Consider the following 25,874-nt stretch of genomic DNA (forward strand, 5'->3'; position numbering starts at 1 on the left):
GATAGTATTGAATATCATGATATAGAAAAAAGTTATTTTAAGCATCATAGTCGTTTAAAAGATATTAATATAAAGAAAGAATGTAGAATAAATCCTATAGAGTGGCTTAAGCTTCTAAGGCAAAATAAAATTAAAGATTTTGCTTTTGCTTGGGGTGGTATGATTAGTTTTGATTATATGAAAGATAAAAAAATGAAATTTAAAGATGGTATTTTTGCCGAAGATCATTTATTTGGAATTTTGCTTTTTTCGCAAGCTAAGAATATTTATATTTATCCTAAAATATTTTATTATTATAGAATTCGAGCTAATTCTTTAACAAATCAAGATAAAAAAATTACTAAAGATAATATACTTCCATATTTTAAAGATATATTTATTGCATTTGAAGAGAATGCAACTTTAGCAAAAGAGTATTTTAAATGCGCTAGTTGGGTGCAAACCAGTTTAGAATTAGTGCGATTTATAGAAAATTATCGTGACAAAAAAAAATCATCATTGTTAAAGGATGTTATTTTGTATTTTTATATCAAAAATGCATTTAAAGTTAAAAAATTTGATAAAGATCCTTTGTGCATTAAAGAGAAATTACAGCTATTAAAACCTTATAAAATTTCTAAAATTAAATATAAAATATTATCGTTTTATAGATATTTCAGAATTTAAATTCATTGTATTTTATTGTTTTTAATAGCGATTTTTGCTTTATTTTTTGTCTTTTTCTAGATAACTTTATTAAGATTTTTATAAATATATTTTTATAAATATATTTATAACATAAATCGTATTTATGGATTTGTAGACAACTAATAATATATTGGCAAAATAAACTATGACAACTATTATCGTTATAATTAGAGAGTTTACGAGAGCAGCATTTTAAATCTTTTATATAATCTTTTATTTGAGTGATACATTTTTGATTGGTGGTTGAATTGTTGTTTTCACAATTATAATTATATAAACATTTATTAAAAGTTTGTATTTTTTTTATATTTTTTGTATAAACTGCAAAAATCAATGCATCTTCAGCCATTGTAATTTTATTGTTTTTTAAATTTAAACTGAGAAAGGTATTGATTAGGTTGTTTTTTTTAAATAATTTACCCCAAGCATTCCATATGAAATTATTTTTATCTATTAAAAATAAAAAGAATTCATCTATGGTGTAAGCATTGTTAAAATAGCTCTTAATAGGGTTTTTTGTATTATTTATCATATATGCATTGAAACAGAGCATGTCGGTATTTTCATCTAGTATATTGATACATTCTTCGCAAGCATTAAACTCTAAATAATCATCAGGATCTAAAAACATGATATAAGGTGAAGTTGCTACTTTGACACCTTCATATCTTGTTCTTAAAAGTTTTAAATTCTCTTCATTATGTATGATTTTTATCCTATTATCTTTACTAGCATATTCTTTAGCTATCTCTATACTTTTATCGTTACCACAATCATCTACTACAATGATTTCTATATCTTTAAAAGTTTGGTTTATACAGCTTTCTAATGCCCTAGCAATATATTTTTCTACATTATAAGTTGGTAGTATGATGGAAATTTGACTCATAAATTATCTTTTTGGTAATTTAAATCTAAATATAATAGTATAACATAAAATAAAAAATTTAAATAAAAACTTACTTTTGTAAAATATAAAAAATAAGTTATTCGGTTTATTGATGCAAAATTCAATCCAATATTTATCAATATTCACAAATATATATTTATATCTAGTATTAATTTTTTCACATTTCAGATATTCATTTTTGATTCCGTTATAAAACGATGGTATAAAATTTTTTCTGCATATTTCTATGTTAACTTGATTATTGGATTTTTTGCAATACTTTATTAGCGCCAGTAACATTTTGATGTGTGAATAAATACGAATATGTCTTTTTATATTTTTTCCACCAGAAAATAGTTGCAGGTGGTAACGTGAAAAACTATCGCCAGTGTTTGCATAGTTACATGTTGAGTTTTCTCTGATTCTATAAAAATATAACTCCAAGTCAAGCATATAAATTTTATTACATTGTAAAAACAGTAAAATTCCAAAAACCCTATCTTCTCCAATAATACGATCTTTGAATGATATTTTTATTCTCTTGAGAAAAGCAAAATTTATCATTCCAAAACATACAAATTGAAAAAAATTACCTTTTTGTGACTGTATCTCAATCCAATCCACATTAGTAAGAGTATTCTTTAAATAATATTTTTCAAATATAGTTTGTGTGCTGATATCAAGATTAGTTTCATTTAAAATTTTTTCTTTAAACCACACCACATCTACCCCATCCATTCTAGGTACACATTCTTCTATGCAGTTTAATTCCCAATAATCATCAGAATCCAAAAAGATAATATAATCTATAATAGGATAAGTAAAGCTTGTTAAATCTTGTTCATCATTAAAAGCTTTATAGCTTTTATATATAGTATATATTTCATAAGGATTATTACCTTCTATGTTAAATTCTATTAAAGAATTTTCTTTTATAATTTGAGTTTTGTTTTTGAGTTTATATTCTCCACTAAAATATTCTATACCTACATTTCTAGCTGTACTTTGTCCACCATTTTTTTTATCAAAAAGAGTGATTCTTTTATCTTTTAAAGTGTATTCTTTTGCTATGTTAAATGAGTTTTCATCTGTACTACCATCATTTACGAGTATGATTTCTAAGTTAGTATAAGTTTGATTAATTACACTATCTAAACATTCTTTTAGATATTTTTCTACATTGTATATGGGAATTACTATGCCTACTTTTTTCATACTTTATCTCCAAGTTGTTTTTTCATTTTTTATAGTTTCAAGATAAATTTGATGTTTCATATTTTGCTCTTAAAAGTTTCAAATTTTCTTCATTATGTATGATTTTTATCCTATCATCTTTACTAGCATATTCTTTAGCTATATCTATACTTTTATCATTACCACAATCATCTACTACAATGATTTCTATATCTTTAAAAGTTTGGTTTATACAACTTTCTAATGCTCTAGCTATATATTTTTCTACATTATAAGTTGGTAGTATGATGGAAATTTGACTCATGTTCTATCCTGAAAAATTTTTTTAGGATGACGAATAATCATTTTGAATTTCAGGTATTTTTTATAAATTTCAATATTTTTTTTAAAAAAAATAATTTCTTTTTTGATTTTTAGAGGATCTTTAGCTATTTGCATATTAAAATAATACATACAATAATCTTTGATGCCTTTTTTTAAAAAATCATTTTTAATATCAATATTAAAAATATATAATTGTTTCGCTATTTTAACAAGGCAATAAATTCTAAAATATTCTCTAAGCTCTTTATAATCGCTAAAATGCTCTTTTAGCGGCTCTAGATATTTAGGTAATTTTTGCGGTATTAAAGTATTTTGGATATTTGTTATGGAGCCTTTTCTAATTCTATATATCATTAAGGTTGTATTGATATAAAAAACTTTTTTCGCCAAGCAAAACAATATAGTTCCAAAATCATGATCTTCATGATAAATTCCATGTGTGAAACGAAGATTATATTGATTTAAAATTTTAGCTTTAAAAGTTCCTTGCCAAGTAAAATAAAACTGAAAAAAGTTATTTTCTTGCAATAGTTCTATGCCGGTATTAAAAAATATTTTTTTACTTTTTTGCATTAGGTCTGTTGGTGGTTTTTTTAAAAAATAAGAATTTTCTTCATGATATTCTTCAAACCCATGTGTGTAAATATCCAAATTTTTTTCAATCATTTCTTTCACGCAAAGTTCTATACAATCGTTTAAAAAATAATCATCAGAATCTAAAAAGTGAATTATAGAATTTGGTAGCTCTTGCACTAATAAATCATTTATATTTTCTATATTTGTTTTTATGTATCTTTTTTGAATTTGCATAAAATTTGATTTTACAGTTTCTTTGTTAATTATTTTTGTATTTTTGTCAAAGGTATGAGTTGAGGTAAAAGAAATTATATCTTGTTCTTTATTATCTTCAAAAAAGCTTCTAAGTTTAGTTCCTTTTATAAATTCTAATCCCATATTTCTTGCCGAACTCAATCCTCCATTTTCCTTAGAGATTAAAAATATTCTTTCATCTTTATTGAGATATTCTAAAGCTATATCTAAGCTTTCATCATCACTTCCATCATCTACTAAAACAATATCTAAATTTTTATAGCTTTGATTGACAACGCTATCTAAACATTCTCTTAAATAAGGTGCTATATTATATATTGGGATGATAATTGTAATTAAGGGATTATTCATATATACTTTCTTTTTATTTTATTATACATAAGGAAACATTAAAAAATATGAAATTTAGAAAAATATTTATAAATTTATTGCTTATATTTATACCAATAAAATCTATAAGAAAAAAGATAAGATATAATTTAAACAATAAAACCATATCTTTACAAAAAACTGATTTTAAGTTGCCCAAAAATATTTTAAACAAAATAAAAACATACAATAATAAGTATTTTTATAAAATTAATAAAACCATTAATGGGGGGGGGCATAATGGTTGTTTTGACTTTGATCCAAACTCAAAAAGATACAAAATCTTCTTTAAATCCTTGGGCTTTTATAAGAGTCAAAAATGAAGCTATTACTTTAAGAGCTTCATTAGAAAGTATATTGCCTGCAATACAAAGAGGTGTTATAGGATATAATGATTGTACTGATGGAAGTGAAGAAATTATTTTGGAATTTTGTAAACAATACCCTTCTTTTATACCAGTAAAATACCCTTATGAAGTACAAATTGAAAATCCACAATCTGAAAAGAATAAGCTGTATAATTATTATAATTATATTGCTAGCTTTATACCGAAAAATGAATGGCTTATAAAAATAGATGTAGATCATATTTATGATGCTAAAAAATTATATAAAAGTTTTTATATACCACAAAAGGATAACGATATAGTCAGTATAGCTAGATTAAATATTGCTGTCGAAAATAATAAAGTATATATTGTCCCTCATTATTTTGTTGATGTTGCTGATCACTGGCTTATAAAAAATAATCAATTAAAATGGGAAGAAGTTTTGATTGTAGAAGATGGATTTGATTGGATAGAAATTTCTAAAGATAATTTATATCAATATGATAATTTTTCTTCATATGAAATATTATGTTAAAAGGAAGAAATATATATCATACAGAATTAACCAATTGGCATTTTCCATTTGTAAAGCAGCATAGGAAATTAAAAATTCGAAATGATTGGATATTGTTAAGTAATTTTAAAGATCAATTTTCTTACCTTATAAATTCAAGGATTGATGAGAAATTGTTAAATGAAGATAGAATTATAAATACATATAATAATTTTGCTTTAGAATGATTGTTTTTATTATTTGGTAGAAATCTAATAATTATCACTTGCAAGTTGCACATTTAAAAGTAAACAATTTTTTATTTATAAATAATTTTTAAAGTTGAAAAATAAAATCTTATAATTTCTCTTATAATTTTAGATGGTATGCTAAGTTTCTTTTTTCTTTGTGTTATGGTAGTTTCTACATGATTTAAGTTAAGCAAAAATGGTTTATATATAATGTTTTGTATTTTATTATAATAATACATATCCATATAATCATCTACAGGCTTAAACCAATATCTCGCTTTTTCAATAAAATTTTTTGCAGCATTTGGGTGTATAAAATATCCTTGTGTACCACCAGTATTCTCGTAACTTATATAAAAATTATTATTTAAATGGTGTATTTTTTTATCAAAAAGATAATAAAATCTTATGTATTCATAGTTACTATTTAGTAGTTTTTCAATGATGTTTGAGTTGTTTAAAAGCTCATCACTAAAGACAATATCATCTTCTAAAATGATGATAGGGCTATTAAGTTCTTGACATTTTTTCCATAAACTATAATGAGATGCAAAGCATGATTTTTCACTATCACTAAGTTCACGCCCAAGTACAAATTGACACCACCATGGGAAGTGGCTTTTAAACCGCAAATGCTCATTTTTAAAACCATCGATGGCTTTAAAAAATTCAAATTCTAGTTGATTTTTTAAATTTGGATTACACGCGAAGAGTTTTTGAATTTGTTCTTGCATAAAATTTTTTCTATCTTCTGAGCGTTCTAGATTGATGATAAAAACTTTTACTTTTTCCAAACTCTACTCTCTAACCCTAAAATTTCTTTCTCTAAGACTTCTAATATTTTTTCATTAAAATGTTTATGTGGAAAAATATTAGCTAATTTTTTAATGCATTTTAAACTTTGCTTTTTATGTTGGTAATTTTGCCATAAAATTTCTTTATTTTTGTTTTCATATCTACCATTTTCATTAAATTCATAGCGGTATATGCATTCTTGCGATACAAAAAAGCTCTCACTTGGCATAAAATTTATATAGTTAAAAAGCACATCTTCTCCATAACAAAGTTTTTCTTTAAAATCAACATGCTCAAAACTTTTTAAAATCAAATTTTTCTTATATACTTTTGCCCAAACACTCCAACAAAAATGCTTTTGTTTAAGTAAAAATTCCAAAAATTCATCTTTTTTAAAAAATTCATCTTTTTTAAAAAGTTCATCTTGTTTAAATCTATAAAATTTCTTAAATTTCACCCTATGTACATATGCATCAAACACTACCATATCTACATTTTTGATTTTTTCAAGTCCAACTTCACAAGCATTAAGCTCTAAATAATCATCAGGATCTAAAAACATTATATAGGGTGAGCTTGAATTTAATACACCTATATTTCTACTAGCAAAAGTTCCTAAATTCTCTTCATTATGTATGATTTTTATCCTATCATCTTTACTAGCATATTCTTTAGCTATATCTATACTTTTATCATTGCCAAGGTCGTTTACCACAATGATTTCTATATCTTTAAAAGTTTGGTTAATACAACTTTCTAATGCTCTAGCTATATATTTTTCTACATTATAAGTTGGTAGTATAATTGAAATTTGACCCATTTTAGCTCTTTAAATAAAGTGATGATATAATTATAGCTTTTATTTTTAAGGAAAATTATGAATATTTTTATCAACCTTCCTACTTGGCTTGGTGATGCGGTGATGGCTAGTGCGGCTATTTATGCTATAAAAGAAAAATACCCTCAAGCTAAATTTACTTTTTATGGTTCTTTTGTGAGCACAGAGCTTTTTAAACGCTTTGAAAATGCTCAAATTTTAGTAGAAAATAAAAAGCAAAGATATAAGCAAATTTTAAAAGCTAGAAAAAATCTTGGTAAATTTGATCTAGCTTTTTCATTTCGCTCGGCATTTTCAAGTAAGATCATTTTAAATCTAATTAAAGCAAAAAAAAGATTTTATTTTGATAAAAATATTCTAAAAGAAGAACACCAAGTCTTAAAATACTTAAATTTCATAGAAAAAGCCTTAAATTTTAAAGCCACTTCAAATGCTTTAAAACTCCCTATAAAAGCAAAATCAACTCAAAAAATCTTAGGTATAAACCCGGGTGCACATTTTGGAAGTGCGAAAAGATGGGAAGCGAGCTATTTTGCAAGGGTAGCAAAAGAATTTAGCTCAACTCATCAAATTTTAATCTTTGGAGTAGAAAGTGAGAGAGAAATTTGTGATGAAATTGAGTATTTTTTTCTAAAAGAAGGTATCAAATCAAAAAATCTTTGTGGCAAAACTAGTATTTATGCTTTATGTAAAAATATTTCTATGCTTGATTTGCTCATCACAAACGATAGTGGTCCTATGCATATAGGTGCAGTTTATGGGGTGAAAACGGTGGCTATTTTTGGCTCGACTAAATTTAGTCAAACCTCGCCTTGGCAAGAAAATGCTAAAATAGCACATTTAAATTTAGCTTGTATGCCTTGTATGCAAAAGATCTGCCCTTTAAAACACCATAAATGTATGAAAGATTTAAAGCCTGAAGTGGTAATAAATTTAGCAAAAACATTTTTTTAGCATATTTTTCTTTGTGATTTGGGTTTAAACCTCTTGCAAAAGCTTGATAAATGTGTTAAACTTAACAATCATTTTTAATCAAGGAGCTTTTTATGACTAAAGCAGATTTTATTTCTCAAGTTGCTCAAACTGCTGGGCTAACTAAAAAAGATGCAACTGCAGCTACTGATGCAGTAATCGCTACTATTACTGATGTATTAGCTAAAGGTGATAGCATTAGCTTTATTGGTTTTGGTACATTTTCTGTAGCTGAAAGAGCTGCTAGAGAAGCTAGAGTACCAAGCACTGGTGCTACTATCAAAGTACCTGCTACTAAAGTTGCTAAATTTAAAGTAGGTAAAAACCTTAAAGACGCAGTTGCTGCTGCTAAAACTGCTAAAAAAGCTAAAAAATAATTCTTTGCGCAAAAGTTTCTAACTTTTGCGTTTTTCTTCATAGTTAAGTATTAATTTTCTTTTGATATTGTTTTTAAAAAATTACAAGGAAAACAATGTCAGTTTATAATAATATCTTAGATTGTATAGGTAATACCCCGATTATTTCTTTAAAAGAATTTGCTCCAAATCTTTATGCTAAATGCGAGTATTTTAATCCAAGTCATTCTATAAAAGATAGAGCGGCTGTGGAGATGATAAAACAAGCTTTAAATGAAGGTAAAATCAATCAAGAAACAACCATTATAGAAGCTACAAGTGGAAATACCGGCATAGCTTTAGCAATGATTTGTGCAAGCTTAAAGCTTAAACTTATCATAGCTATGCCTGAGTCTATGAGTATTGAGCGTAGAAAAATGATGAGTTTTTTTGGTGCAAAGCTAGAGCTTACTCAAGCAAGCAAAGGTATGCAAGGAGCGCTTGATAGAGCTAATGAGCTTTTGAGTGAAATTCCAAATTCGTTTATGGTAAGTCAATTTGAAAATATCAACAATAAGAACGCACATAGAAAAAATACTGCTTTAGAAATTTTAAAAGCTTTGCCTGATCTTGGTATTTTTTTAGCAGGTTTTGGTACAGGCGGGACTATTAGCGGGGTAGGAGAAATTTTAAAAGAACACAATCCTAATGTCAAAATCATAGCCTTAGAACCCGCATCTTCGCCACTTTTGAGTCAAAATACCGCTGCAAGCCATAAAATTCAAGGTATAGGTGCAAATTTTATCCCTAAAATTTTAAATCAAAAAATTATAGATGAGATAGTTTGTGTAAGTAATGAAGATGCTATAAATACAGCCTTAGAACTTGGTAAAAACGGCATAATGGCAGGAATTTCAAGTGGCGCAAATGTATATATGGCTAGAAAAATTGCTTTAGAAAACCCTGATAAAAAAGTCTTGACTATGTTAAATGATACAGCCGAGCGATATTTGTCAACTGATTTATTTGCAAATTTATAATTAGGAGCGTGTATGAGTCAAAATAATGAGCATTTTGATTTAGATCTTGAAAGGGCGATTTTAAGTTCTTGTATATATAGTGAAGATTCTTTTTTTAGTGTTTCTTCGGATATTGAAATTAATGATTTTTCGCTCAAAGCTCATCAAGATATTTATAAAGCTATTTTAGCTTGTGTGAATGCAGGCGAGCCTATAAGTGCAAGTTTTATAAGAAAACATAAAAAAGTAGATGAGCAAATTTTAGCTGAAGTTTTAGCTACTACTTCCATAGCAGATGTGAGTAAATACGCTTATGAATTAAGAGAAAAGTCCATTAGACGCCAACTTTTAAATTTTGCTTATACTATACCTACAAGGGTTAATGAAGATAAAAGCATTTCTCAAATTTCAGATGAAATAGGCAAAGAGATTTTTAATCTTACAAACCGTGTAAATAGTAATAGTATTAAAGATATGACTATGGTTATGTCTGAACTTATGGATGAGTTTAAAAAGCAAAAAGAAGCTGAAAACAAAGATATTTTAGGACTTGATACAGGCTTTAGTGAGCTTAATAAAATGACAAAAGGCTTTAAACCTGGCGATCTTGTAATCATCGCAGCACGCCCTGGCATGGGAAAAACTACAATTTGTTTAAATTTTATAGAAAAAACACTAAGACAAAATAAAGGTGTTGTGATGTTTTCACTAGAAATGCCTGCTACGCAAATCATGCAAAGATTAATCAGTGCAAAAACTTCCATTCCTTTGCAAAAAATTCTAATCGCAGATTTAAACGATGATGAGTGGAGTAGGGTAGGTGATGCTTGTAATGAATATGCGCAAAAAAATCTTTATATTTATGATAGTGGTTATGCTAGCATAGCAGACATTCGTTCAATTTTACGCAAAATCAAGGCTCAAGATGAGAGTATTGAGCTTTGCGTAGTTGATTACATCGGCCTTATGATGAGTAACTCAGCTTTTAATGATAGGCATTTACAAGTGAGTGAAATTTCAAGAGGTTTAAAGCTTTTAGCAAGAGAATTAAATATGCCAGTAGTGGCACTCTCACAGCTTAATCGTTCATTAGAAAGTAGGGCAAATAAGCGTCCTATGCTTAGTGATTTAAGAGAAAGTGGCGCTATAGAACAAGATGCAGATACGATTTTATTTGTATATAGAGATGAGGTTTATAGAGAACAAGAAGAAAAAGAAAGAGAAAATAAAGCCAAAAATGAAGGCAAAACTTATGAGAGAAAATTTATGCCAAATCCTGTGCAAGAAAAAGCTGAGCTTATTATAGGTAAAAATAGAAATGGTCCTGTAGGGCATGTGGATTTGCTTTTCTTAAAAGAAAAATCGTGCTTTATTGAAGCTCCAAAAGAAGATTTTATAGTTACCAATTTTGAAGGTTAATTTAAAGAATAGCGATAATCGTTTTGTATAAAAAGCTCTAAATCTTTAAAATCAATTTTTCCCATCAGCTCTTTTACGAGCTGTTTGTATATTATTTTTTCATCTTTAACTACAAAAGCTGATCTTGCTAATAATCCTGCAAATATACTATCATGTATTAATACTCCATAATTAGTGCCAAAATCTTTAAAGGCAAAATCACTTGCAACTATGATATTATCAATTCCTTCAGTTGCACAAAAACGATCCATAGCAAAAGGTAAGTCCATGCTAATAACAATCACTTCAATGTTTTTTATAGATGCCAATCTTTTGTTAGTTTCTTTAGCTTGTTTGGAACATACTTGAGTGTCTAAGCTAGGAAAAGTTAGTAAAATTTGAGTTTTTCCAGGTGGTGCTATTTCTACCGAGGCAAGATTTTTAGTTTTTAAAGTCACTTTTGGAGCATTATCGCCAATTTGTAGTTGATTTCCTGTGAGTTTTATGTTTTGTTTTTTATATATAATGCTTGACACAATTTTCCTTTTTATAATAAAATCATCTTAGCTAAGAGTAAAAAGCTGAAAAAACCCAAACCATCAGTAATTGCAGTAATTACAACACTTGAACCTACTGCAGGATCAATTTTAAATTTTTTCAAAGTTAATGGCACAAAAGAGCCTACAAAACCGGCTAAGGCTAGATTGATTAGCATTGACAAAGCTATAACAAGTCCTAAAAGGGCTGTTTTAAACCATATAAAAGCTATAATACTCATAACGCTAGCAAATATAAGCCCATTTAATAAAGAAATTCCACTCTCTCTTAATATAACTTTTTTAGCATCTTTAAATTCTACTTCATTGAGTGAGAGTTTTCTAACTGTTACCGCTAAGGCTTGTGAGCCTGTGTTACCTCCCATGGAAGCTACAATAGGCATAAGTACTGCTAGAGCTACAAGTTGTTCTATTTCACCTGAAAAAAGACTGATGATATTAGCTGAAATTAATGAAGTTGTAAGATTAATCATGAGCCAAAAAGCTCTTGCTTTAGCTGCTTTAAAAGCACTTTCTTCTTCAACATCTGCATCAACTCCGGCTAAATTATAAATTTGCTCTGTTGCATTTTCTTGGATTAAATCATGAATATCATCATAAGTAATTCTACCCAAAAGCACTCCATCATCATTTATAACAGCCAAAACACTTAAATCATAATCTTCTACTATATCAATAGCCTTTTGTATATCTTCATGATCTTTAATGCTATAACATTTATATTTTTCATTGTTGTTTTTAATAATATCTGCAAAACTTAGTTTAAAATCCCAAAGCAAGAGATCGCTTAGGTTGATAGCATTGCAAAGTTTTCCTTGTTTATCTATGATATAAACTTGAAAAATTTGATCTACTTGTCCTGAATGCTTTAAAATTCTATATCTTTTAATGGCCTTTTCTATACTTTCATTAATAGAGGCTGTGAAAATTTCTGTTTGCATATAAGCACCAGCAGTATTTTCATCATAATTTTTAAGGCGTAAAATTTCTTCTTTATCTTCTGAACTTAAGCGGTTTAAAATAGCTAAAGTTTTTTGTGGATTTAGCTCTTCAAAACGCTTAATTAAGTCTGTTGCATCATCACTTTCAAGCTCTTCTACTGCTTTTGCAATCTTTATAATGCTTAAGTTTTCTAAAATATCTTCTAAGATATGTTCAGGCGTTATAGTAGCTACATTTGCGAGTGTGTAAGTATCAAAAGATTTAAGAGTTTTTAAATAAAGCTCTTCATCATGCCTTTTAATAGTTTTTAAGGCTTCATTGATTTCATAGGTACTTTGATCTTTGAAAGTATTTTTTAAAAGTTCTTGTGCTTCTAAAAAATCATTCATCATCTCAAAGCTCCATAGAATTTTCTATATTTTGTTCTTTTGGTGGATTTTTATAATTTTCATCAATGCTTTGCAAGCGGTTTTCATACTCTTTTGCCATTTTTAAAAATTCTTCTTTGTTTTTTCCACTTAAGCTTGATTTTGGAATTTTAACTATAGTTTCAGGATTAATTGCTTTATTATTTAGATAAAGTCCAAAATGCAAATGTGGTCCAGTGCTCATACCAGTAGAGCCTACATAAGCAATCACTTGTCCTTGCTTAACTTTTTGTCCGCGTTTGATTTTTGCAAAGCGACTAAGATGAGCATATAAAGTCATATAGCCTGACATGTGTTTTACTTGTACAACCTTACCATAACCACCTTTTGTCCCAACAAAGCTAATCGTTCCATCTCCTGCACTTTTAACTGGAGTACCCGTTGGAGCTGCATAGTCAATACCTAGGTGTGCTCTATAGCGTTTTAATATAGGATGGTATCTTGCTCTAGTAAAACGATCTGAAATCCTTGTATATTTGACAGGTTTAGTTAAAAAGAAATTTTCAAGCTCTTTTCCTTGAGCATTATAATAAGAATCTTTATATAAAAATACAGAATATTCTTTACCTCTAATATTAGCTAAAGCTGCTTGGATATTAATATCGCCAAAAAGTCTTCCTAGTCTTCTTTTTTGCTCATAAATTAATACTACACTATCGCCTTTTCTAACATTTTTAAAATTAACACTATTTTTAAAAGCTCTTACCATAGCTCTTGCTAAGGTTACGCTACCACTTTCATCATAAACATCTTGATAAGCTGAATTGTTAATAGCTACGCGAATAGTTCTTTTTTCTTTGGTATAAGAAATTGGAGTAAAACTTAATACGAATTTATTTTCAGTGTTTTTGTAAATATGAATTTGTAAATCATCACTGATTGGGATTAAAACCTGTTCTAATTCTCCTTGATCATCTTTTAACATTTGGTATTTAATACCACTTGCAATTTCTGCACTTAGTTCTTTATCTTCAGCATCAAGATTATAGTATAAATTTAAAGGTATGGAGTGATCTTGTAAAAAATCAAGTAAAGTTTTGCCATTCTCCCAAGAAAGTTCTTCAACACTTGAAATAGCAAAAAGTTTTATCGATATAAGTAAAGATATGAAAATTTTTTTCATGGTATTTTAAAGCCTTCTAAAATTTAAACATAAATTTGTATTTTACTTAATTTTTCTTACAATTTTGTAAGGAAAATACAATATAATTTAATTTTTACACTTTTTTAAGGAGTATCAGTTGTCAAGAATTATTTTAATGCTTTGTTGTTTTTTAGCATTTTTGCAAGCTAAAAATTTTGATTTAATACAAACAAAACTTGAAAAAGTAGATGATATTTATGGTTATATAAAAGATGATCCTAGAATTTTATTGCACTCAAGTGGTATAGTTGTGCATGAAATTGATACACAAAAATCAATTATTGCAAGAGCTAGTGTGATAGGGCGTGAAAATGGCTTAGTTAAATTACAATTTAAAGTTTTTGATATGCTAGCTCAAGATGCTATGCCTTTACCAAATGTATTGCCACAAGTAGGCGATAAAATAGTTTTAAATTATTTATATGATAGAGCCTTGATTATAGCTCCTGATAAAAATGTGTATGATTTTATAGCTCAAAAATTAAATGGACTTTATTTTTTACACCCTGATTTATTTGGTGCTCATATGATACAAGAATACCGCCAAACTCCAAGAAGATCAGATTTTAGATCTTTTTGTTCAAAAAATGCTGTTGGGCTTTTAGTGGTAGCTTTAGAAAATAAAGCTGAGATAGTTGATTGTCAAGATTTTGGCAAGATAGAAGAATTTAACATACCTCAAGCTCAAAGTTTGCAAATTCCATTTTATTCAAGAATTACAGGTTATAAAAGCGATATTTTTAGCTTAAATGATGAAGCAATTGGAAATTATTATGTATATTATGAAAAATTAATTAGCTTAACTAGAGACAAATAATGCAAGAAATCCATCAAAAATTTTTTCAAGATCTTTTAGGGGTTGAAAATGCTCATTTTGATCCTATCCACAAAAGAGCGTATAGTTATGATGCTACTAAAAAGCATTATTTACCTGATGGAGTGCTTTTTCCAAGAGATGAAAATGATATTAGTCAAATTTTAAAATATTGTAATGAAAATAAAATCATCGTTATTCCTAGGGGCTCAGGTAGTGGATTTACCGGTGGAAGCTTAGCTATTAATGGTGGAGTAGTGTTAAGCTTTGAAAAACATATGAATAAAATTTTAGAAATTGATCTTGAAAATTTAGTTGCAGTAGTGCAGCCTGGTGTGATAAATATGGCTTTACAAGAAAAAGCAAAAGAATATGGTTTATTTTATCCACCTGATCCTGCTAGTATGGAGTATTCTTCTTTAGGGGGGAATGTAAGCGAAAATGCAGGGGGTATGAGAGCTGCTAAGTATGGTATAACTAAAGATTATGTAATGGCTTTAAGAGCTGTTTTGCCTAATGGAGAAATCATTAGAGCAGGTAAAAAAACTATAAAAGATGTAGCGGGTTATAATCTAGCTGGAATTTTAATAGCAAGTGAGGGATCTTTGGCTGTGCTTAGTGAGATTACTTTAAAACTAGTAGCTTTGCCAAAGTTTAAAAAGACAGCTATGGGGATTTTTAACAGCATTGATGAAGCAATGAATGCAGTTTATAAAACTTTAGCTAAAGGTGTGACTCCTGTATCTATGGAATTTTTAGATCAATTAAGCATACAAGCATTAGAACAAAAATTCCAAAAAGGCTTACCTATGGATGCGGGTGCGATTTTAATCGCTGATGTAGATGGCAATGTAGAAGAGGCTATTGAAGCAGATTTAAAAATTTTGCAAGAGAGTTTTTATGAATCTGGCGTAAGAGAGTTTAAAATAGCAAAAGATGAGCAAGAAGCAGCCAATATTTGGTTTGCTAGAAGAAACTGCTCTCAAAGTATAGCAATGTATGGAAATTTAAAGCTTAATGAAGATATTACAGTGCCGCGTTCAAAACTACCTGATCTTTTAAAAGGCATAGCTGAAATTTCTAAAAAATATGGTTTTAAAATCCCTTGTTTTGGTCATACTGGCGATGGTAATGTGCATACTAATGTAATGGTAAGTGATAAAAATAATCCTGAGTTGGTTAAAAAAGGTTACGAAGCTGTAGAAGAGGTTTTTAAGCTTACAGTTTCTTTAGGTGGAACCTTAAGTGGGGAGCATGGTATAGGCATTTCAAAAGCTCCTTTTATGAAGCTTGCTTTTAGTGAAGCTGAAATGGACTTGATGAGAAATATCAAAAAAGCATTTGATCCAAATAATATACTTAATCCTTTTAAAATGGGACTTTGATGAATTTTAAAAACTTCATAAAAATTCTTTTAAGCATAAGAGATAAAGAAATTTTAAATTATGCTGCAGCTTTGAGTTTTTATACTATTTTATCTTTAATACCGCTTTTATTTTTATGTTTTTGGGTTTTTACTCAAATTCCAAGTTTTGAAATGTATCAAGAAAGAATTAAAAATTTAATTTTTACTTTTTTAATCCCAACTCAACAAGAATTAATAACACAATATATTAACACTTTTTTAAAAAATAGTGTCAATCTTGGTTTAATTGGTCTTTTAGCTATGGCTTTGACTTCTTTAGCATTTTTTTCAGGTTATGATTATGTTATTAATAAGCTTTTAGAAGAAGACTCTAAAAGTCTTTGGCATAGTATAAGTTCTTATTGGACTTTGGCAACATTAACTCCACTTGGACTTGGAGTGAGTTTTTACATTTCAGGTTTTATACAAAAAACCTTAGATGATTTTAATATTGCTTTAAATTTTTTTGAGATTTTACCTTATGTGATTATATGGGCTTTGTTTTTTACATCTTATTCAAGTTCAGTGAGTAAAAAAGGTGATTTAAAAACTTTGCTTATTAGTTCTTTTGGTGCTTCTGTGATTTGGTATATTTCTAAGATGATTTTTGTATATTATGCTGTATATAATAAAACTTATTTAAATGTATATGGTTCTTTTTCTGTGATATTGTTTTTCTTTTTGTGGATTTATATTTCTTGGATTATTTATCTTTTGGGTTTAAGGGTTTATTTGATTTTAAATCAAGAAAATAAAGGGAATAAAACCAAGAGAAATTACAAAAAGAGCTAAATAACGATGAAAAATAGCCATGAAGGATAAAAATATATAAATAAGATAAATTTCTAATGGTATATGTAACAATATGCTATTTAATTTAAAATCAAATAATGCTAATAATATTTCATCTAATACATCTCCATAAGATAATAAATGCAGTAATAAACTTATAGGGTAAAATAAAGCAAATAATATGCTTAGAGGTATACCTAAAAATTGTTGAAAACTAATAAGTGGAAAAAAATATAATACAGGAATCATCATTGCTAAAAAAGTCCAAAAATTTATAAAAATAATATGAATATAATTTTTTGAAAAATTATCTTTAAAATGATGTAAATATAAATAAATATAAAATACTCCTAAACTTGAAAACAAAAAGCCAACGCTAAATAATAAATTTGGAAATAAGCTTATACATAAAATTACACTTAAGAATAAAAATTTAAAACTCAAAATTTTAATATTTTTGCTAAATAGATAAAAAGCAAAAATACTCATACATAAAGCTCTTATATAAGAAGGGCTAAAGTCTATTAAAAATATATACAAAATTAAAAGCAAGAAAGCAAAAATACTAATATCAAGTTTTAAACTTCTATAAGGAAAATATCGTTTGTGAAAAAAGGCATATAAAGGAGCAAAAATCAAAAAGCAAAAGCTAAATAGCAAGCCCAAATGATATCCACTAATAGCAATTAAATGCGCGATATTGTAAAAATTTACATCATTTCTAAGCTCACTTGATACATTTTTTGCAAAAAATAAAGCCCCGTAAAATTCTTTGATTTTTTCATTTTGATGTTGATTTAAAAAATACTCCACTAAGATATTTTCTTTTTGAGTATTAGTTTTATGAAAATCATAACTTGGTACAAAAAAATTTTTACTAAGATAATCTTTAAAGTTAATATTTTTAGTAATAATCCTAAGATTTATAATATCATTTTTAATTAAATTTAGTTCTTTAAAACTAGTAGTGTAAAAAACAAAATCAGAATTTTTAATTTTAAAAACTTGGTATTTTTTACCTTTTTTATTAGTTTTTTGATAGCTAGATATAATGATATTATTTTTAAGCAATAAATGTTTTGTGAGTTTAAAATTTTGGTATTTTTTATACTCATAAATGAGATTTAGGCTAAAAATTGCTAAAAAACATAATAATAAAATTAAAAATTCTCCATAAGAATCTTTTATAGAGAATTTTAAATTCATTTTTTCTTAGAAAAGCGTGATAAGTATAACCATATAATAAAAATTAAAGTGATTATAAAGGCAGGTGCTATATAAGGATGATTTGAAAAAATTTCAAAAGCCTCCTTTAAGGTGTTTCCAAAAATAAATCCAGCATAACCAAGTATTATAGCCCAAATTAAACTAGCTAGGGTATTGATGATAAAAAATCTTACAAAGCTAAATTTGCAAAGGCCTGCTGCTATAGGAATGATAGTTTTTACCCCGTAAATAAATTTTTGCACTACTAAAAGTAAATCTCCATATTTTTTGATTTTTATCATAGCAAGAGCGATTTTTCTTCTATGATTTTTAAAATAAGGCATTATGTCTTTTTTATAATATTTTCCTAGAATAAATAATAGGGTTGAACCTATGGTATTAGCCAAAAAGGCTAAAAATATACATAAATGCAAATCAAGTTTAGTTGAACTTGCACAAAGTACCCCGGCAGCAAGTATGGCCACCATTCCTCCACCAAAAGAATAAAAAAATAAAATCAAATAACCATAAGTGCTAAGATTATCAATCATTTCTTGCATGAAAAACCCTATCTTGCAAAATCAACAGCTCTAAGCTCTCTGATGACATTAACTTTTATTTCACCAGGGTATTGAACTTTTTCTTGAATTTCTTCAGCTATTTCTTTAGCTAAAAGCACAGATTCATCATCATTGACTAATTTTGCATTAACAATAACTCTAATTTCTCTACCAGCATTAATAGCATAAGCTTTTTTAACCCCTTCTTTACTTTTTGCTATATCTTCAAGTTCGCTAACTCGTTTCAAGAAGGCCTCAAGCACCTCACGCCTTGCTCCAGGGCGTGCAGCGCTTAGTGTATCTGCTGTACAAACTGCAGCTGATTCTATACTTGTAGCCTCTTCATGTCCATGGTGCGCATAAATTGCATTAATCACTATAGGATGTTCTTTGTATCTTTTGCAAAGTTCAGCTCCTAAATCTACATGAGAACCTTCAAATTCATGCGTTAAAGCCTTGCCTATATCGTGTAAAATTCCAGCTCTTCTTGCTAGTTTTTCATCGCCACCACACTCAGCTGCTATGATTCCAGCTAAATGCGCTACTTCCAAAGAGTGTGCTAGAGCATTTTGTCCATAACTTGCTCTATATCTTAATTTTCCTATTAATTTAACAATTTCAGGATGGATATTATTAAGTCCTAAATCCATTACTATAGTTTGACCTTCTTCTAAGATATTATCCTCAAATTCTTTGCAAACTTTTTCATGAATTTCTTCTATTTTTGCAGGTTGTATTCTACCGTCTTCAACTAAAAGTTCAACCACCTTTGTAGCAATGGCGCGTCTATAAAGATTAAAACAACTTACTATAATTGCTCCAGGCGTATCATCTATGATAATATCAACACCCAAAACCATTTCTAAGGTTTTAACATTTCTCCCTTCTTTACCTATAATGCGTCCTTTTAACTCATCATTTTTGATATTTACTACATTGATCAACCTTTCAGCAGCGAATTCTCCTGCAAATCTTGAAGTAGCTTGTGCTAAGATAAAATTAGCCTTTCTTTTGGCTTCATTTCTAGCTTCTTCTTCGTATTTTCTAACAATATGAGCAATTTCAGCTCTTGAGGTTTCTTCTACTTTTTGCAAGACTATACTTTTTGCCTCTTCTTGTGTGAGACCAGCTGAATGTTCAAGAATTTTTAAAACATCATTTAACTTTGTTTCGTAGCTTTGTTTTAAATTTTCATTTTCTTCATGCAAAGCTTTTATAGTTTGCTGCTCTTTTGCTAATTTGTTTTTGTTTTCTTCATGAAGCTTTTCTTGATAATGAAGATTTTGTTCTTTTTTGTTGAGTTCTTCTAGCTTAACAGAATGCTCTTTTTGCAGTTTTTGAATTTTTTCATCAAATTTTTTCTTTGTTGCAAATTCAGCTTCAGCAACTGAATTTTTAGCATCTTTAAGTGTTAGCTCAGCTTCATATTCAATAGCTTTTGCTTTTGCTTTTGCTTGCTCTAAAAAGATATTGAAATTTGCATCATTAATCTTTTTGGCGACTATATATCCAATCCCTCCGCCTATGAAAACGGCTATTAATGCGACTAATATTTCTATCATTGTTTTTAACTTTCCTAAAATATTTTTTATAAGGGTTTATATAAAAATTTCCTTTTATATCATGGTCTTGACTAAAAATTTGATGAGATTTTGCATCCATCATTTGTGTGAAAATAACTAAAGGTTTTCTATAAGAAATATTTTCAAAAAACCTATCGTAAAATCCTTGGCCATGACCAACTCTTCCTAATTTTGCATCTACTCCTATAACAGGGATGATTGCAACATCTATACGAGTTTGCAAAAAAGAATCTTTTGGTTCATATACCCCAAAACTCTTTTTATCAAGAGCTAACCTTAATTTTACTACCTTTAAACTTTTATCTTGCATAAATGGAACAAAAATTCGGTATTTTTTTGTTAAAAAATGTCTGAATTTATAAAGATTAATTTCATATTTTAAAGGAATATATATAAGGATATTTTTGTAATTTTTACAAGATTTTAAAATTTTATTTACTTCTTGAAAAACTAAAAAATCTCTTTTGTATTGAAATTTTAGTTTCGATTTCATTTTAAATTTCTGTTTTATTCTAAAGTCATTTTTTATCAAAGCTTTCCTTGGTTTTTTAACTTTTTATGTTATACTTTTAAGCTTAAAAAATCATAAGGATATGACTTGAAATTTAAAATTTTTTTAGCAATTTTTGCTATGATTTTTTTTACTTCATGCTCAAGTGATAAAGAAAATTCTAGTAATGAAAATACCGATAATGCAAGTTTAAGTCAAAGTGAAAATACTGATTTTACTTTGAAATTTTTAGATGGTAGAAAAATGTATGTGAAATACCATGAACAAGAATTTAATTTTGATGATACAGCAAAAGCTAAGTTGTTTGTATTTTTTACAAGTTGGTGTGAGCCATGTAAAGCTGAAATTCCACATTTAAATAATTTAAATAAAAAATATCAAGATAGATTTGAAGTCATAGCGCTTTTTTTAGAAGAAGATAAAAAACAAGAATTATTGGAGTTTATACAAAAAGAAAAGATGAATTTTCCTTCGGTTTTAGGAGAGAATAGTTTTATTTTTTCTAAAGTTTTAAATATCGGCTCTATTCCAACAATGGTGTTGTTTAATGCAAAAGGCGAAAAGATTAAAGAGTATTTAGGTTTAATTCCTGAAGAAATGTTAGATATAGATATACAAAAAGCGATAATGTAATGTTTGGATTTTTAAAGAATGGTTTAAAAAAGACTTTAGAAAGCATCCATTTAGTTAAGGCTTCAAATAAAATCATTACAAAAGATTTGCTTGAAGAAATGCTTTTAGAAGCTGATGTGGCGTATGAGATAGTTGAAGAGATTATTTACTATCTTCCTCCAAGTGATGAGGTTAAAAAGGCTGATTTAGAGCGTGTTATGGGGACTTATTTTATTTATGATAAGCCCGAACTTGCTAATGTTAAGCCTTTTGTGGATTTGATTTTAGGTGTAAATGGGGTAGGTAAGACTACAAGTATTGCTAAAATGGCACATTTGCATAAAGAAAATGGTGAAAAAGTTATACTTGGAGCTTGTGATACTTTTAGGGCAGGAGCCATAGAGCAGTTAAAATTATGGGCACAAAAATTAAATATAGATATCATAGCTACTTCACAAGGACATGATCCTTCGGCAGTTGCTTATGATGCTATTTCTAAAGCTTTGGCAAAAAACTATGATAGGGTTATTTTAGATACAGCAGGACGCTTGCAAAATCAAAAAAATCTTGCAAATGAGCTTGAAAAAATTGTCCGCATAAGTGATAAAGCTATGCAAGGAGCTCCTCATAGAAAAATCCTTGTGCTTGATGGCACTCAAGGTGTAGCAGGAATTTTGCAAGCAAAAGCTTTTAATGATTTAGTAAAACTTGATGGAGTGATTATTACAAAACTTGATGGAACTGCCAAAGGTGGAGCTTTATTTAGCATAGCAAGAGAGCTTGAACTTCCTATTTTATATGTAGGAGTAGGGGAACAATTAGGACAAATTCATGAGTTTAACCCTAGTGAATATGTTAAAACTTTAGTTGAAGAGATTTTTGCTTAATTTATGGCTAAAAAACACATTTTATTTGAATGTCAAGCTTGTGGAAATCAACAAAGTAAATGGCTAGGCAAATGTCCTGAATGTGGTTCTTGGGATAGTTTTGTTGAGCTAAAGCAAGAACAAATTAAGGTTTTAAAAGAGTTAAATTTACTCTCAAACACCCCAAGTTCTGCAGTATGTATAAATGATGTTATAGCAGAAAATTTCACACGCATTAGCACTGATGATAATGAGCTTGATTTAGTTTTAGGTGGTGGGCTTGTTGTGGGTTCTTTGGTGTTAATTGGGGGTTCACCTGGGGTTGGAAAATCCACACTTTTATTAAAAATTGCTTCGAATTTGGCTAAAAGTGGTAAAAAAGTGCTTTATGTAAGTGGCGAGGAGAGTAAATCTCAAATCAAACTGCGTGCGGATCGTTTAAATGCAAATTGTGAGAATTTATTTTTACTTACTGAACTTTGCTTAGAAGATATTTTAAGTGAGCTTTCTAAAAAAGATTATGAAATTTTAATTATTGATTCTATTCAAACTTTATATTCTAATAAAATTACTTCAGCAGCAGGTAGTATCACTCAAGTTAGAGAAATTACTTTTGAATTAATGCGCTATTCTAAGGCCAATAATATTAGCACTTTTATCATAGGACATATCACTAAAGATGGGGCTATAGCTGGACCTAGAATTTTAGAGCATATGGTAGATGTAGTGCTTTATTTTGAAGGCGATGTCAATAAAGAAATAAGAATTTTAAGAGGCTTTAAAAATCGTTTTGGAAATATTTCCGAAGTTGGTATTTTTGAAATGACTTCCAAGGGCTTGATTAGTGCTAAAGATATAGCTAATAGATTTTTTACGCGTGGTAAGGCAGTAAGTGGTAGCGCTTTGAGTGTAGTGATGGAAGGAAGCAGAGCTTTAGTGCTAGAAATTCAAGCCTTAGTTTGTGAGAGTGCTTATCCAAAGCGTAGTGCAACAGGCTATGAAAAAAATCGTTTAGATATGCTTATAGCTTTACTAGAGAGAAAGCTTGAAATTCCCTTGGGGCATTATGATGTTTTTATTAATGTAAGTGGTGGGGTAAAAATTAGTGAAACTGCAGCGGATTTAGCGGTGGTTGCAGCAATTATTTCAAGTTTTAAAAACCGCCCTTTGAGTAAAGATAGTGTTTTTGTGGGTGAGCTTAGTTTAAATGGTGAAATCAAAGAAGTATTTTCACTTGATGTGCGTTTAAAAGAAGCTAAAATGCAAAAATTTAAAAATGCCATAGTACCTGTAAAACCTATGGAGGAACTTGGCTTAAAATGTTTTGTAGCTAAAGAATTGCGTGAGGTTTTAGAATGGATGTAAAATTTGATGTAATCATTATAGGTTCAGGTCTTGGAGGCTTAAGTGCAGGCGCTTTTTTAGCTAAAAATGAAAAAAGGGTTTTAGTTTTAGAACAGCATTCTTTAATTGGTGGTTGTGCTACTTGTTTTAAAAGAAAAGGCGCTTTGATTGATGCGGGACTTCATGAGATGGACCTAGGTGAAGCAAAAACTGATATGAAGCATTTGGTTTTTGAAAAACTTGGTATAAAGGATAAAATTGAAATTTTACCTTTACCAAGTGCATGGAGTATTAAAAGTAAAAATTATAATCTAACTTTACCTCATGGTATAGAAAAAGTAAAAGAAGTTTTGAAAAAAGAATTTCCGCAAGAGTGTAAAGGTATAGATAAATATTTTAAAGCTATAAAAACGCAAGCTTATGCTATTCGAAGATTTCCTTGGGATTTAAAATTAAGTGAGTTATTGTTGTTTCCTTTTGACACTACTTGGATATTTATTAAAAATAGATTGTTTAATAAAAAAGTTTATGATGTTTTAAATGCTTATATTAAAAATGATAAGCTAAAAAAGATTTTAAATGCAAATATGAGTTATTATCATCATGATAGTAAAGAATTTATTTTCAGTTTTCATGGCATTGCTCAAAAGCATTATTATGATGGTGGGGTGTATATTAAAGGTGGCTCGCAAGCTTTAAGTGATGCTTTGGCTGAGGTTATCAAAGAAAATCAAGGGCAGGTTTTAGCTAAGGCTGAAGTTGTTAAAATACTCACAAAAGAACAAAAAGCTTATGGAGTAGAATACATTCAAAATAATCAAAAACATACCATCCATGCGCAAAATATCATCGCAAATTGCGATCCTTTAATCGTATATAAAGACTTGCTTAAAGAGTTAAATTTAACCCAAGAAATCAAAGCAATAGAATCTAAAAAGCGTGCTTGTTCTTTAGTGAGCGCTTATTTTATTTATGATAAAGATATTTCTAAAATTTATGAAAATATGGATTATTGTAATTTTATATTTGAAGATGATTTTTTAAATAGTTCATATGAAAACACTAATATTTTAAAACTAGATATTAAACAAAGGCCTATGGCTTTTGTGAATTATTCTAAGGTTGATAGTGGCTTGGCTAGCGATAAATACATAGGTGTTGTAGCTTTTAGTTCAAATTATCAAGAGTGGGATTTAAATAAGCAAGATTATAAAGTTAAAAAAGAAGAAGTATTAAAAGCCATAGTGCAAAGACTAGATGAGATTTTTCCAAATTTAAGTTCACACTTAATCCATCAAGAATTAGCCACGCCAAAAACTATACAAAGATATACTAAAGCTTATGAGGGTACAATTTATGGATTTTCTCAAGATCAAGAAGGGGTTAAATATAGATTGCATTATAAAAGTAAAAGTATAGAAAATTTATATTTTGCTAATGCTTTTATATTTCCTGGAGGTGGTTTTACAGGTGCGATTTTGGGTGGATATTTTTGCGCTAATAAAATGAATTTTCATTAAAATATAAGCAATTTTTTTTTATAATATTAGCTTTGAAATATTTATTCTGCTAAGGATTTTTAATGAAAGATTTATTTTTATTTAGTTCTTTTATAGATTCTAGCCACACTTTTGCATACTTTTTTCATTTGGGTATAGTGGTTGCGATTTCTTTGATTTTAGCAAAACTTGCTACAAGATCTATGCAAATTGTCCCAAGAGGTAGTCAGAATTTGGCTGAAGCTTATATGGAAGGCATTTTAAGCATGGGTAGGGATACTATGGGTAGTGATGAAGCTGCTAGAAAATATTTACCTTTAGTTGCAACTATAGGTTTTATGGTATTTTTTAGTAATATTATAGGAATCATCCCTGGTTTTGAAGCTCCAACAGCAAGTTTAAATTTTAGTGCTTCTTTGGCTATTATAGTATTTGTGTATTATCATTTTGAAGGTATTAGAACTCAAGGATTTTTTAAGTATTTTGCACATTTCATGGGACCTGTGAAAATTCTAGCACCTTTGATGTTTCCTATAGAAGTGGTTTCTCATTTTTCAAGAGTTATTTCTTTATCTTTCCGTTTATTTGGTAATATCAAGGGAGATGATTTATTCTTAGCAGTTATTTTAGCTCTTGTGCCTTGGGTTGCGCCATTGCCTGCTTATATGCTTTTAACTTTTATGGCATTTTTACAATCTTTTATTTTTATGATTTTAACTTATGTTTATTTAGCAGGTGCAACTGTAGTTGATGAGCATCATTAATTTTTAAAAAGCAAAAAAAAATATTTTTTGCTTTTTTCTTTTTTAATCTTCTTCTTTTATTCTTTTTTAAACTCTTTTTGAAATAAAAAACGCTAGAATAAACAAAAAATTCTAAGGAAAATT

Annotated in this window: 27 protein-coding genes and 2 pseudogenes; 16 read left to right on the plus strand and 13 right to left on the minus strand. The window is 28.3% G+C overall.

Annotated features, from left to right (window positions below; translation table 11 throughout):
• Positions 1 to 666, plus strand: a pseudogene (locus L8Y18_RS05965) (glycosyltransferase family 2 protein); the annotation flags it as partial.
• Here the strand turns inward: L8Y18_RS05965 and L8Y18_RS05970 are convergent.
• The 4 genes and pseudogenes from L8Y18_RS05970 to L8Y18_RS05985 all read right to left on the minus strand — a co-directional run bounded on the left by L8Y18_RS05970 (position 656) and on the right by L8Y18_RS05985 (position 4,276).
• Complete coding sequence (locus tag L8Y18_RS05970; protein ID WP_263676454.1) at positions 656 to 1,576, minus strand: glycosyltransferase family 2 protein; 921 nt, start codon at positions 1,574 to 1,576, stop codon at positions 656 to 658. The pseudogene L8Y18_RS05965 and the gene L8Y18_RS05970 overlap by 11 nt on opposite strands.
• A gap of 3 nt (positions 1,577 to 1,579) precedes the next feature.
• Entirely contained in the window at positions 1,580 to 2,791 is a 1,212-nt protein-coding gene (locus L8Y18_RS05975; RefSeq protein ID WP_263676456.1) for a glycosyltransferase family 2 protein, read from the minus strand.
• 40 nt (positions 2,792 to 2,831) lie between these two features.
• Positions 2,832 to 3,074 (minus strand): annotated as a pseudogene (locus L8Y18_RS05980) (glycosyltransferase family 2 protein); the annotation flags it as partial.
• Complete coding sequence (locus L8Y18_RS05985; protein WP_263664826.1) at positions 3,071 to 4,276, minus strand: glycosyltransferase family 2 protein; 1,206 nt, start codon at positions 4,274 to 4,276, stop codon at positions 3,071 to 3,073. The pseudogene L8Y18_RS05980 and the gene L8Y18_RS05985, both read right to left, overlap by 4 nt.
• Positions 4,277 to 4,323: 47 nt before the next feature.
• On the opposite strand from L8Y18_RS05985, the gene L8Y18_RS05990 reads away from it, so the two are divergent.
• Genes L8Y18_RS05990 through L8Y18_RS06000 form a run of 3 tightly spaced genes read left to right on the plus strand, consistent with a single transcriptional unit; the run spans position 4,324 to position 5,364 of the window.
• Positions 4,324 to 4,617 (plus strand): hypothetical protein, encoded by a 294-nt coding sequence (locus tag L8Y18_RS05990; protein ID WP_263676457.1) that lies wholly within the window; start codon positions 4,324 to 4,326, stop codon positions 4,615 to 4,617.
• Positions 4,520 to 5,158 (plus strand): hypothetical protein, encoded by a 639-nt coding sequence (locus L8Y18_RS05995; RefSeq protein WP_263676458.1) that lies wholly within the window; start codon positions 4,520 to 4,522, stop codon positions 5,156 to 5,158. Before L8Y18_RS05990 ends, L8Y18_RS05995 begins: the two co-directional genes overlap by 98 nt.
• A complete protein-coding gene (locus L8Y18_RS06000; RefSeq protein ID WP_263676459.1) occupies positions 5,152 to 5,364 on the plus strand; it encodes a hypothetical protein in 213 nt (70 codons plus the stop codon). The genes L8Y18_RS05995 and L8Y18_RS06000 overlap by 7 nt, the downstream gene beginning before the upstream one ends.
• A 71-nt stretch (positions 5,365 to 5,435) precedes the next feature.
• Here the strand turns inward: L8Y18_RS06000 and L8Y18_RS06005 are convergent, their stop codons facing one another.
• Together L8Y18_RS06005 and L8Y18_RS06010 are read right to left on the minus strand one after the other, a co-directional pair.
• A complete protein-coding gene (locus L8Y18_RS06005; protein WP_263664827.1) occupies positions 5,436 to 6,161 on the minus strand; it encodes a glycosyltransferase family 25 protein in 726 nt (241 codons plus the stop codon).
• Positions 6,149 to 6,982 carry a glycosyltransferase family 2 protein gene (locus tag L8Y18_RS06010; RefSeq protein ID WP_263676461.1) on the minus strand — a complete coding sequence of 278 codons (834 nt, stop codon included), beginning with the start codon at positions 6,980 to 6,982 and terminating at the stop codon, positions 6,149 to 6,151. Before L8Y18_RS06010 ends, L8Y18_RS06005 begins: the two co-directional genes overlap by 13 nt.
• Before the next feature lie 57 nt (positions 6,983 to 7,039).
• Here L8Y18_RS06010 and waaF point away from each other — a divergent pair, with 57 nt between their 5' ends.
• The 4 genes from waaF (at position 7,040) to L8Y18_RS06030 (ending at position 10,745) form a co-directional block, all read left to right on the plus strand.
• Positions 7,040 to 7,954, plus strand: a complete 915-nt coding sequence (gene waaF / locus L8Y18_RS06015) for a lipopolysaccharide heptosyltransferase II (protein WP_263664829.1) — start codon at positions 7,040 to 7,042, stop codon at positions 7,952 to 7,954.
• Positions 7,955 to 8,046: 92 nt separating this feature from the next.
• Positions 8,047 to 8,349: an HU family DNA-binding protein gene (locus L8Y18_RS06020; RefSeq protein ID WP_039619003.1), complete on the plus strand. Its 303-nt coding sequence runs from the start codon at positions 8,047 to 8,049 to the stop codon at positions 8,347 to 8,349.
• A gap of 95 nt (positions 8,350 to 8,444) precedes the next feature.
• The gene (gene cysK, locus L8Y18_RS06025) at positions 8,445 to 9,347 is read left to right on the plus strand and encodes a cysteine synthase A (RefSeq protein WP_263664830.1); all 903 of its coding nucleotides are present in this window, start codon (positions 8,445 to 8,447) and stop codon (positions 9,345 to 9,347) included.
• 12 nt (positions 9,348 to 9,359) lie between these two features.
• Positions 9,360 to 10,745, plus strand: coding sequence for a replicative DNA helicase (locus L8Y18_RS06030; protein ID WP_257938844.1), 1,386 nt, complete (start codon positions 9,360 to 9,362; stop codon positions 10,743 to 10,745).
• Here the strand turns inward: L8Y18_RS06030 and tpx are convergent.
• From tpx to L8Y18_RS06045, 3 genes are read right to left on the minus strand one after another with little or no spacing between them, the layout of a single operon-like run.
• Positions 10,742 to 11,260, minus strand: coding sequence for a thiol peroxidase (gene tpx, locus L8Y18_RS06035; RefSeq protein WP_133319710.1), 519 nt, complete (start codon positions 11,258 to 11,260; stop codon positions 10,742 to 10,744). The genes L8Y18_RS06030 and tpx overlap by 4 nt on opposite strands.
• Before the next feature lie 11 nt (positions 11,261 to 11,271).
• Positions 11,272 to 12,615: a magnesium transporter gene (mgtE, locus tag L8Y18_RS06040; RefSeq protein ID WP_133319709.1), complete on the minus strand. Its 1,344-nt coding sequence runs from the start codon at positions 12,613 to 12,615 to the stop codon at positions 11,272 to 11,274.
• Position 12,616: 1 nt separating this feature from the next.
• The gene (locus L8Y18_RS06045) at positions 12,617 to 13,774 is read right to left on the minus strand and encodes a M23 family metallopeptidase (protein WP_133319708.1); all 1,158 of its coding nucleotides are present in this window, start codon (positions 13,772 to 13,774) and stop codon (positions 12,617 to 12,619) included.
• A 127-nt stretch (positions 13,775 to 13,901) separates the two neighbouring features.
• On the opposite strand from L8Y18_RS06045, the gene L8Y18_RS06050 reads away from it, so the two are divergent.
• Genes L8Y18_RS06050 through L8Y18_RS06060 form a run of 3 tightly spaced genes read left to right on the plus strand, consistent with a single transcriptional unit; the run spans position 13,902 to position 16,806 of the window.
• Positions 13,902 to 14,612 (plus strand): plasminogen-binding N-terminal domain-containing protein, encoded by a 711-nt coding sequence (locus tag L8Y18_RS06050; protein WP_412175093.1) that lies wholly within the window; start codon positions 13,902 to 13,904, stop codon positions 14,610 to 14,612.
• Positions 14,612 to 15,994: an FAD-linked oxidase C-terminal domain-containing protein gene (locus L8Y18_RS06055; protein WP_133319706.1), complete on the plus strand. Its 1,383-nt coding sequence runs from the start codon at positions 14,612 to 14,614 to the stop codon at positions 15,992 to 15,994. Before L8Y18_RS06050 ends, L8Y18_RS06055 begins: the two co-directional genes overlap by 1 nt.
• Positions 15,994 to 16,806, plus strand: a complete 813-nt coding sequence (locus L8Y18_RS06060) for a YihY/virulence factor BrkB family protein (RefSeq protein WP_133319705.1) — start codon at positions 15,994 to 15,996, stop codon at positions 16,804 to 16,806. Before L8Y18_RS06055 ends, L8Y18_RS06060 begins: the two co-directional genes overlap by 1 nt.
• Here the strand turns inward: L8Y18_RS06060 and L8Y18_RS06065 are convergent.
• The 4 genes from L8Y18_RS06065 to L8Y18_RS06080 are packed head-to-tail and all read right to left on the minus strand — an operon-like array spanning position 16,753 to position 20,687.
• On the minus strand, positions 16,753 to 18,012 hold the full coding sequence (locus L8Y18_RS06065) for a ComEC/Rec2 family competence protein (RefSeq protein ID WP_263676463.1): 1,260 nt from the start codon (positions 18,010 to 18,012) through the stop codon (positions 16,753 to 16,755). The two genes, L8Y18_RS06060 and L8Y18_RS06065, sit on opposite strands and share 54 nt — an antisense overlap.
• A complete protein-coding gene (locus L8Y18_RS06070; protein WP_133319703.1) occupies positions 18,009 to 18,572 on the minus strand; it encodes a DedA family protein in 564 nt (187 codons plus the stop codon). Before L8Y18_RS06070 ends, L8Y18_RS06065 begins: the two co-directional genes overlap by 4 nt.
• Before the next feature lie 8 nt (positions 18,573 to 18,580).
• Positions 18,581 to 20,134, minus strand: a complete 1,554-nt coding sequence (rny, locus tag L8Y18_RS06075; RefSeq protein ID WP_263676464.1) for a ribonuclease Y — start codon at positions 20,132 to 20,134, stop codon at positions 18,581 to 18,583.
• Entirely contained in the window at positions 20,058 to 20,687 is a 630-nt protein-coding gene (locus L8Y18_RS06080; RefSeq protein ID WP_263676465.1) for a 5-formyltetrahydrofolate cyclo-ligase, read from the minus strand. The genes rny and L8Y18_RS06080 overlap by 77 nt, the downstream gene beginning before the upstream one ends.
• Before the next feature lie 66 nt (positions 20,688 to 20,753).
• Between L8Y18_RS06080 and L8Y18_RS06085 the strand changes: the two genes are divergently transcribed.
• The 5 genes from L8Y18_RS06085 to L8Y18_RS06105 all read left to right on the plus strand — a co-directional run bounded on the left by L8Y18_RS06085 (position 20,754) and on the right by L8Y18_RS06105 (position 25,751).
• Entirely contained in the window at positions 20,754 to 21,299 is a 546-nt protein-coding gene (locus L8Y18_RS06085) for a TlpA family protein disulfide reductase (protein WP_263676467.1), read from the plus strand.
• A complete protein-coding gene (gene ftsY, locus L8Y18_RS06090) occupies positions 21,299 to 22,165 on the plus strand; it encodes a signal recognition particle-docking protein FtsY (protein WP_263676469.1) in 867 nt (288 codons plus the stop codon). Before L8Y18_RS06085 ends, ftsY begins: the two co-directional genes overlap by 1 nt.
• Before the next feature lie 3 nt (positions 22,166 to 22,168).
• Positions 22,169 to 23,509, plus strand: coding sequence for a DNA repair protein RadA (gene radA, locus L8Y18_RS06095; RefSeq protein WP_263676470.1), 1,341 nt, complete (start codon positions 22,169 to 22,171; stop codon positions 23,507 to 23,509).
• A complete protein-coding gene (locus L8Y18_RS06100; protein WP_263676471.1) occupies positions 23,500 to 25,008 on the plus strand; it encodes a phytoene desaturase family protein in 1,509 nt (502 codons plus the stop codon). The genes radA and L8Y18_RS06100 overlap by 10 nt, the downstream gene beginning before the upstream one ends.
• A gap of 62 nt (positions 25,009 to 25,070) precedes the next feature.
• Positions 25,071 to 25,751 carry a F0F1 ATP synthase subunit A gene (locus L8Y18_RS06105; protein WP_263676473.1) on the plus strand — a complete coding sequence of 227 codons (681 nt, stop codon included), beginning with the start codon at positions 25,071 to 25,073 and terminating at the stop codon, positions 25,749 to 25,751.
• Positions 25,752 to 25,874: the final 123 nt, after the last annotated feature.

It is taken from the genome of Campylobacter sp. CNRCH_2007_0968H, assembly GCF_025773245.1.
In the GTDB taxonomy this organism is placed as follows: Bacteria; Campylobacterota; Campylobacteria; order Campylobacterales; family Campylobacteraceae; genus Campylobacter_D; species Campylobacter_D lari_D.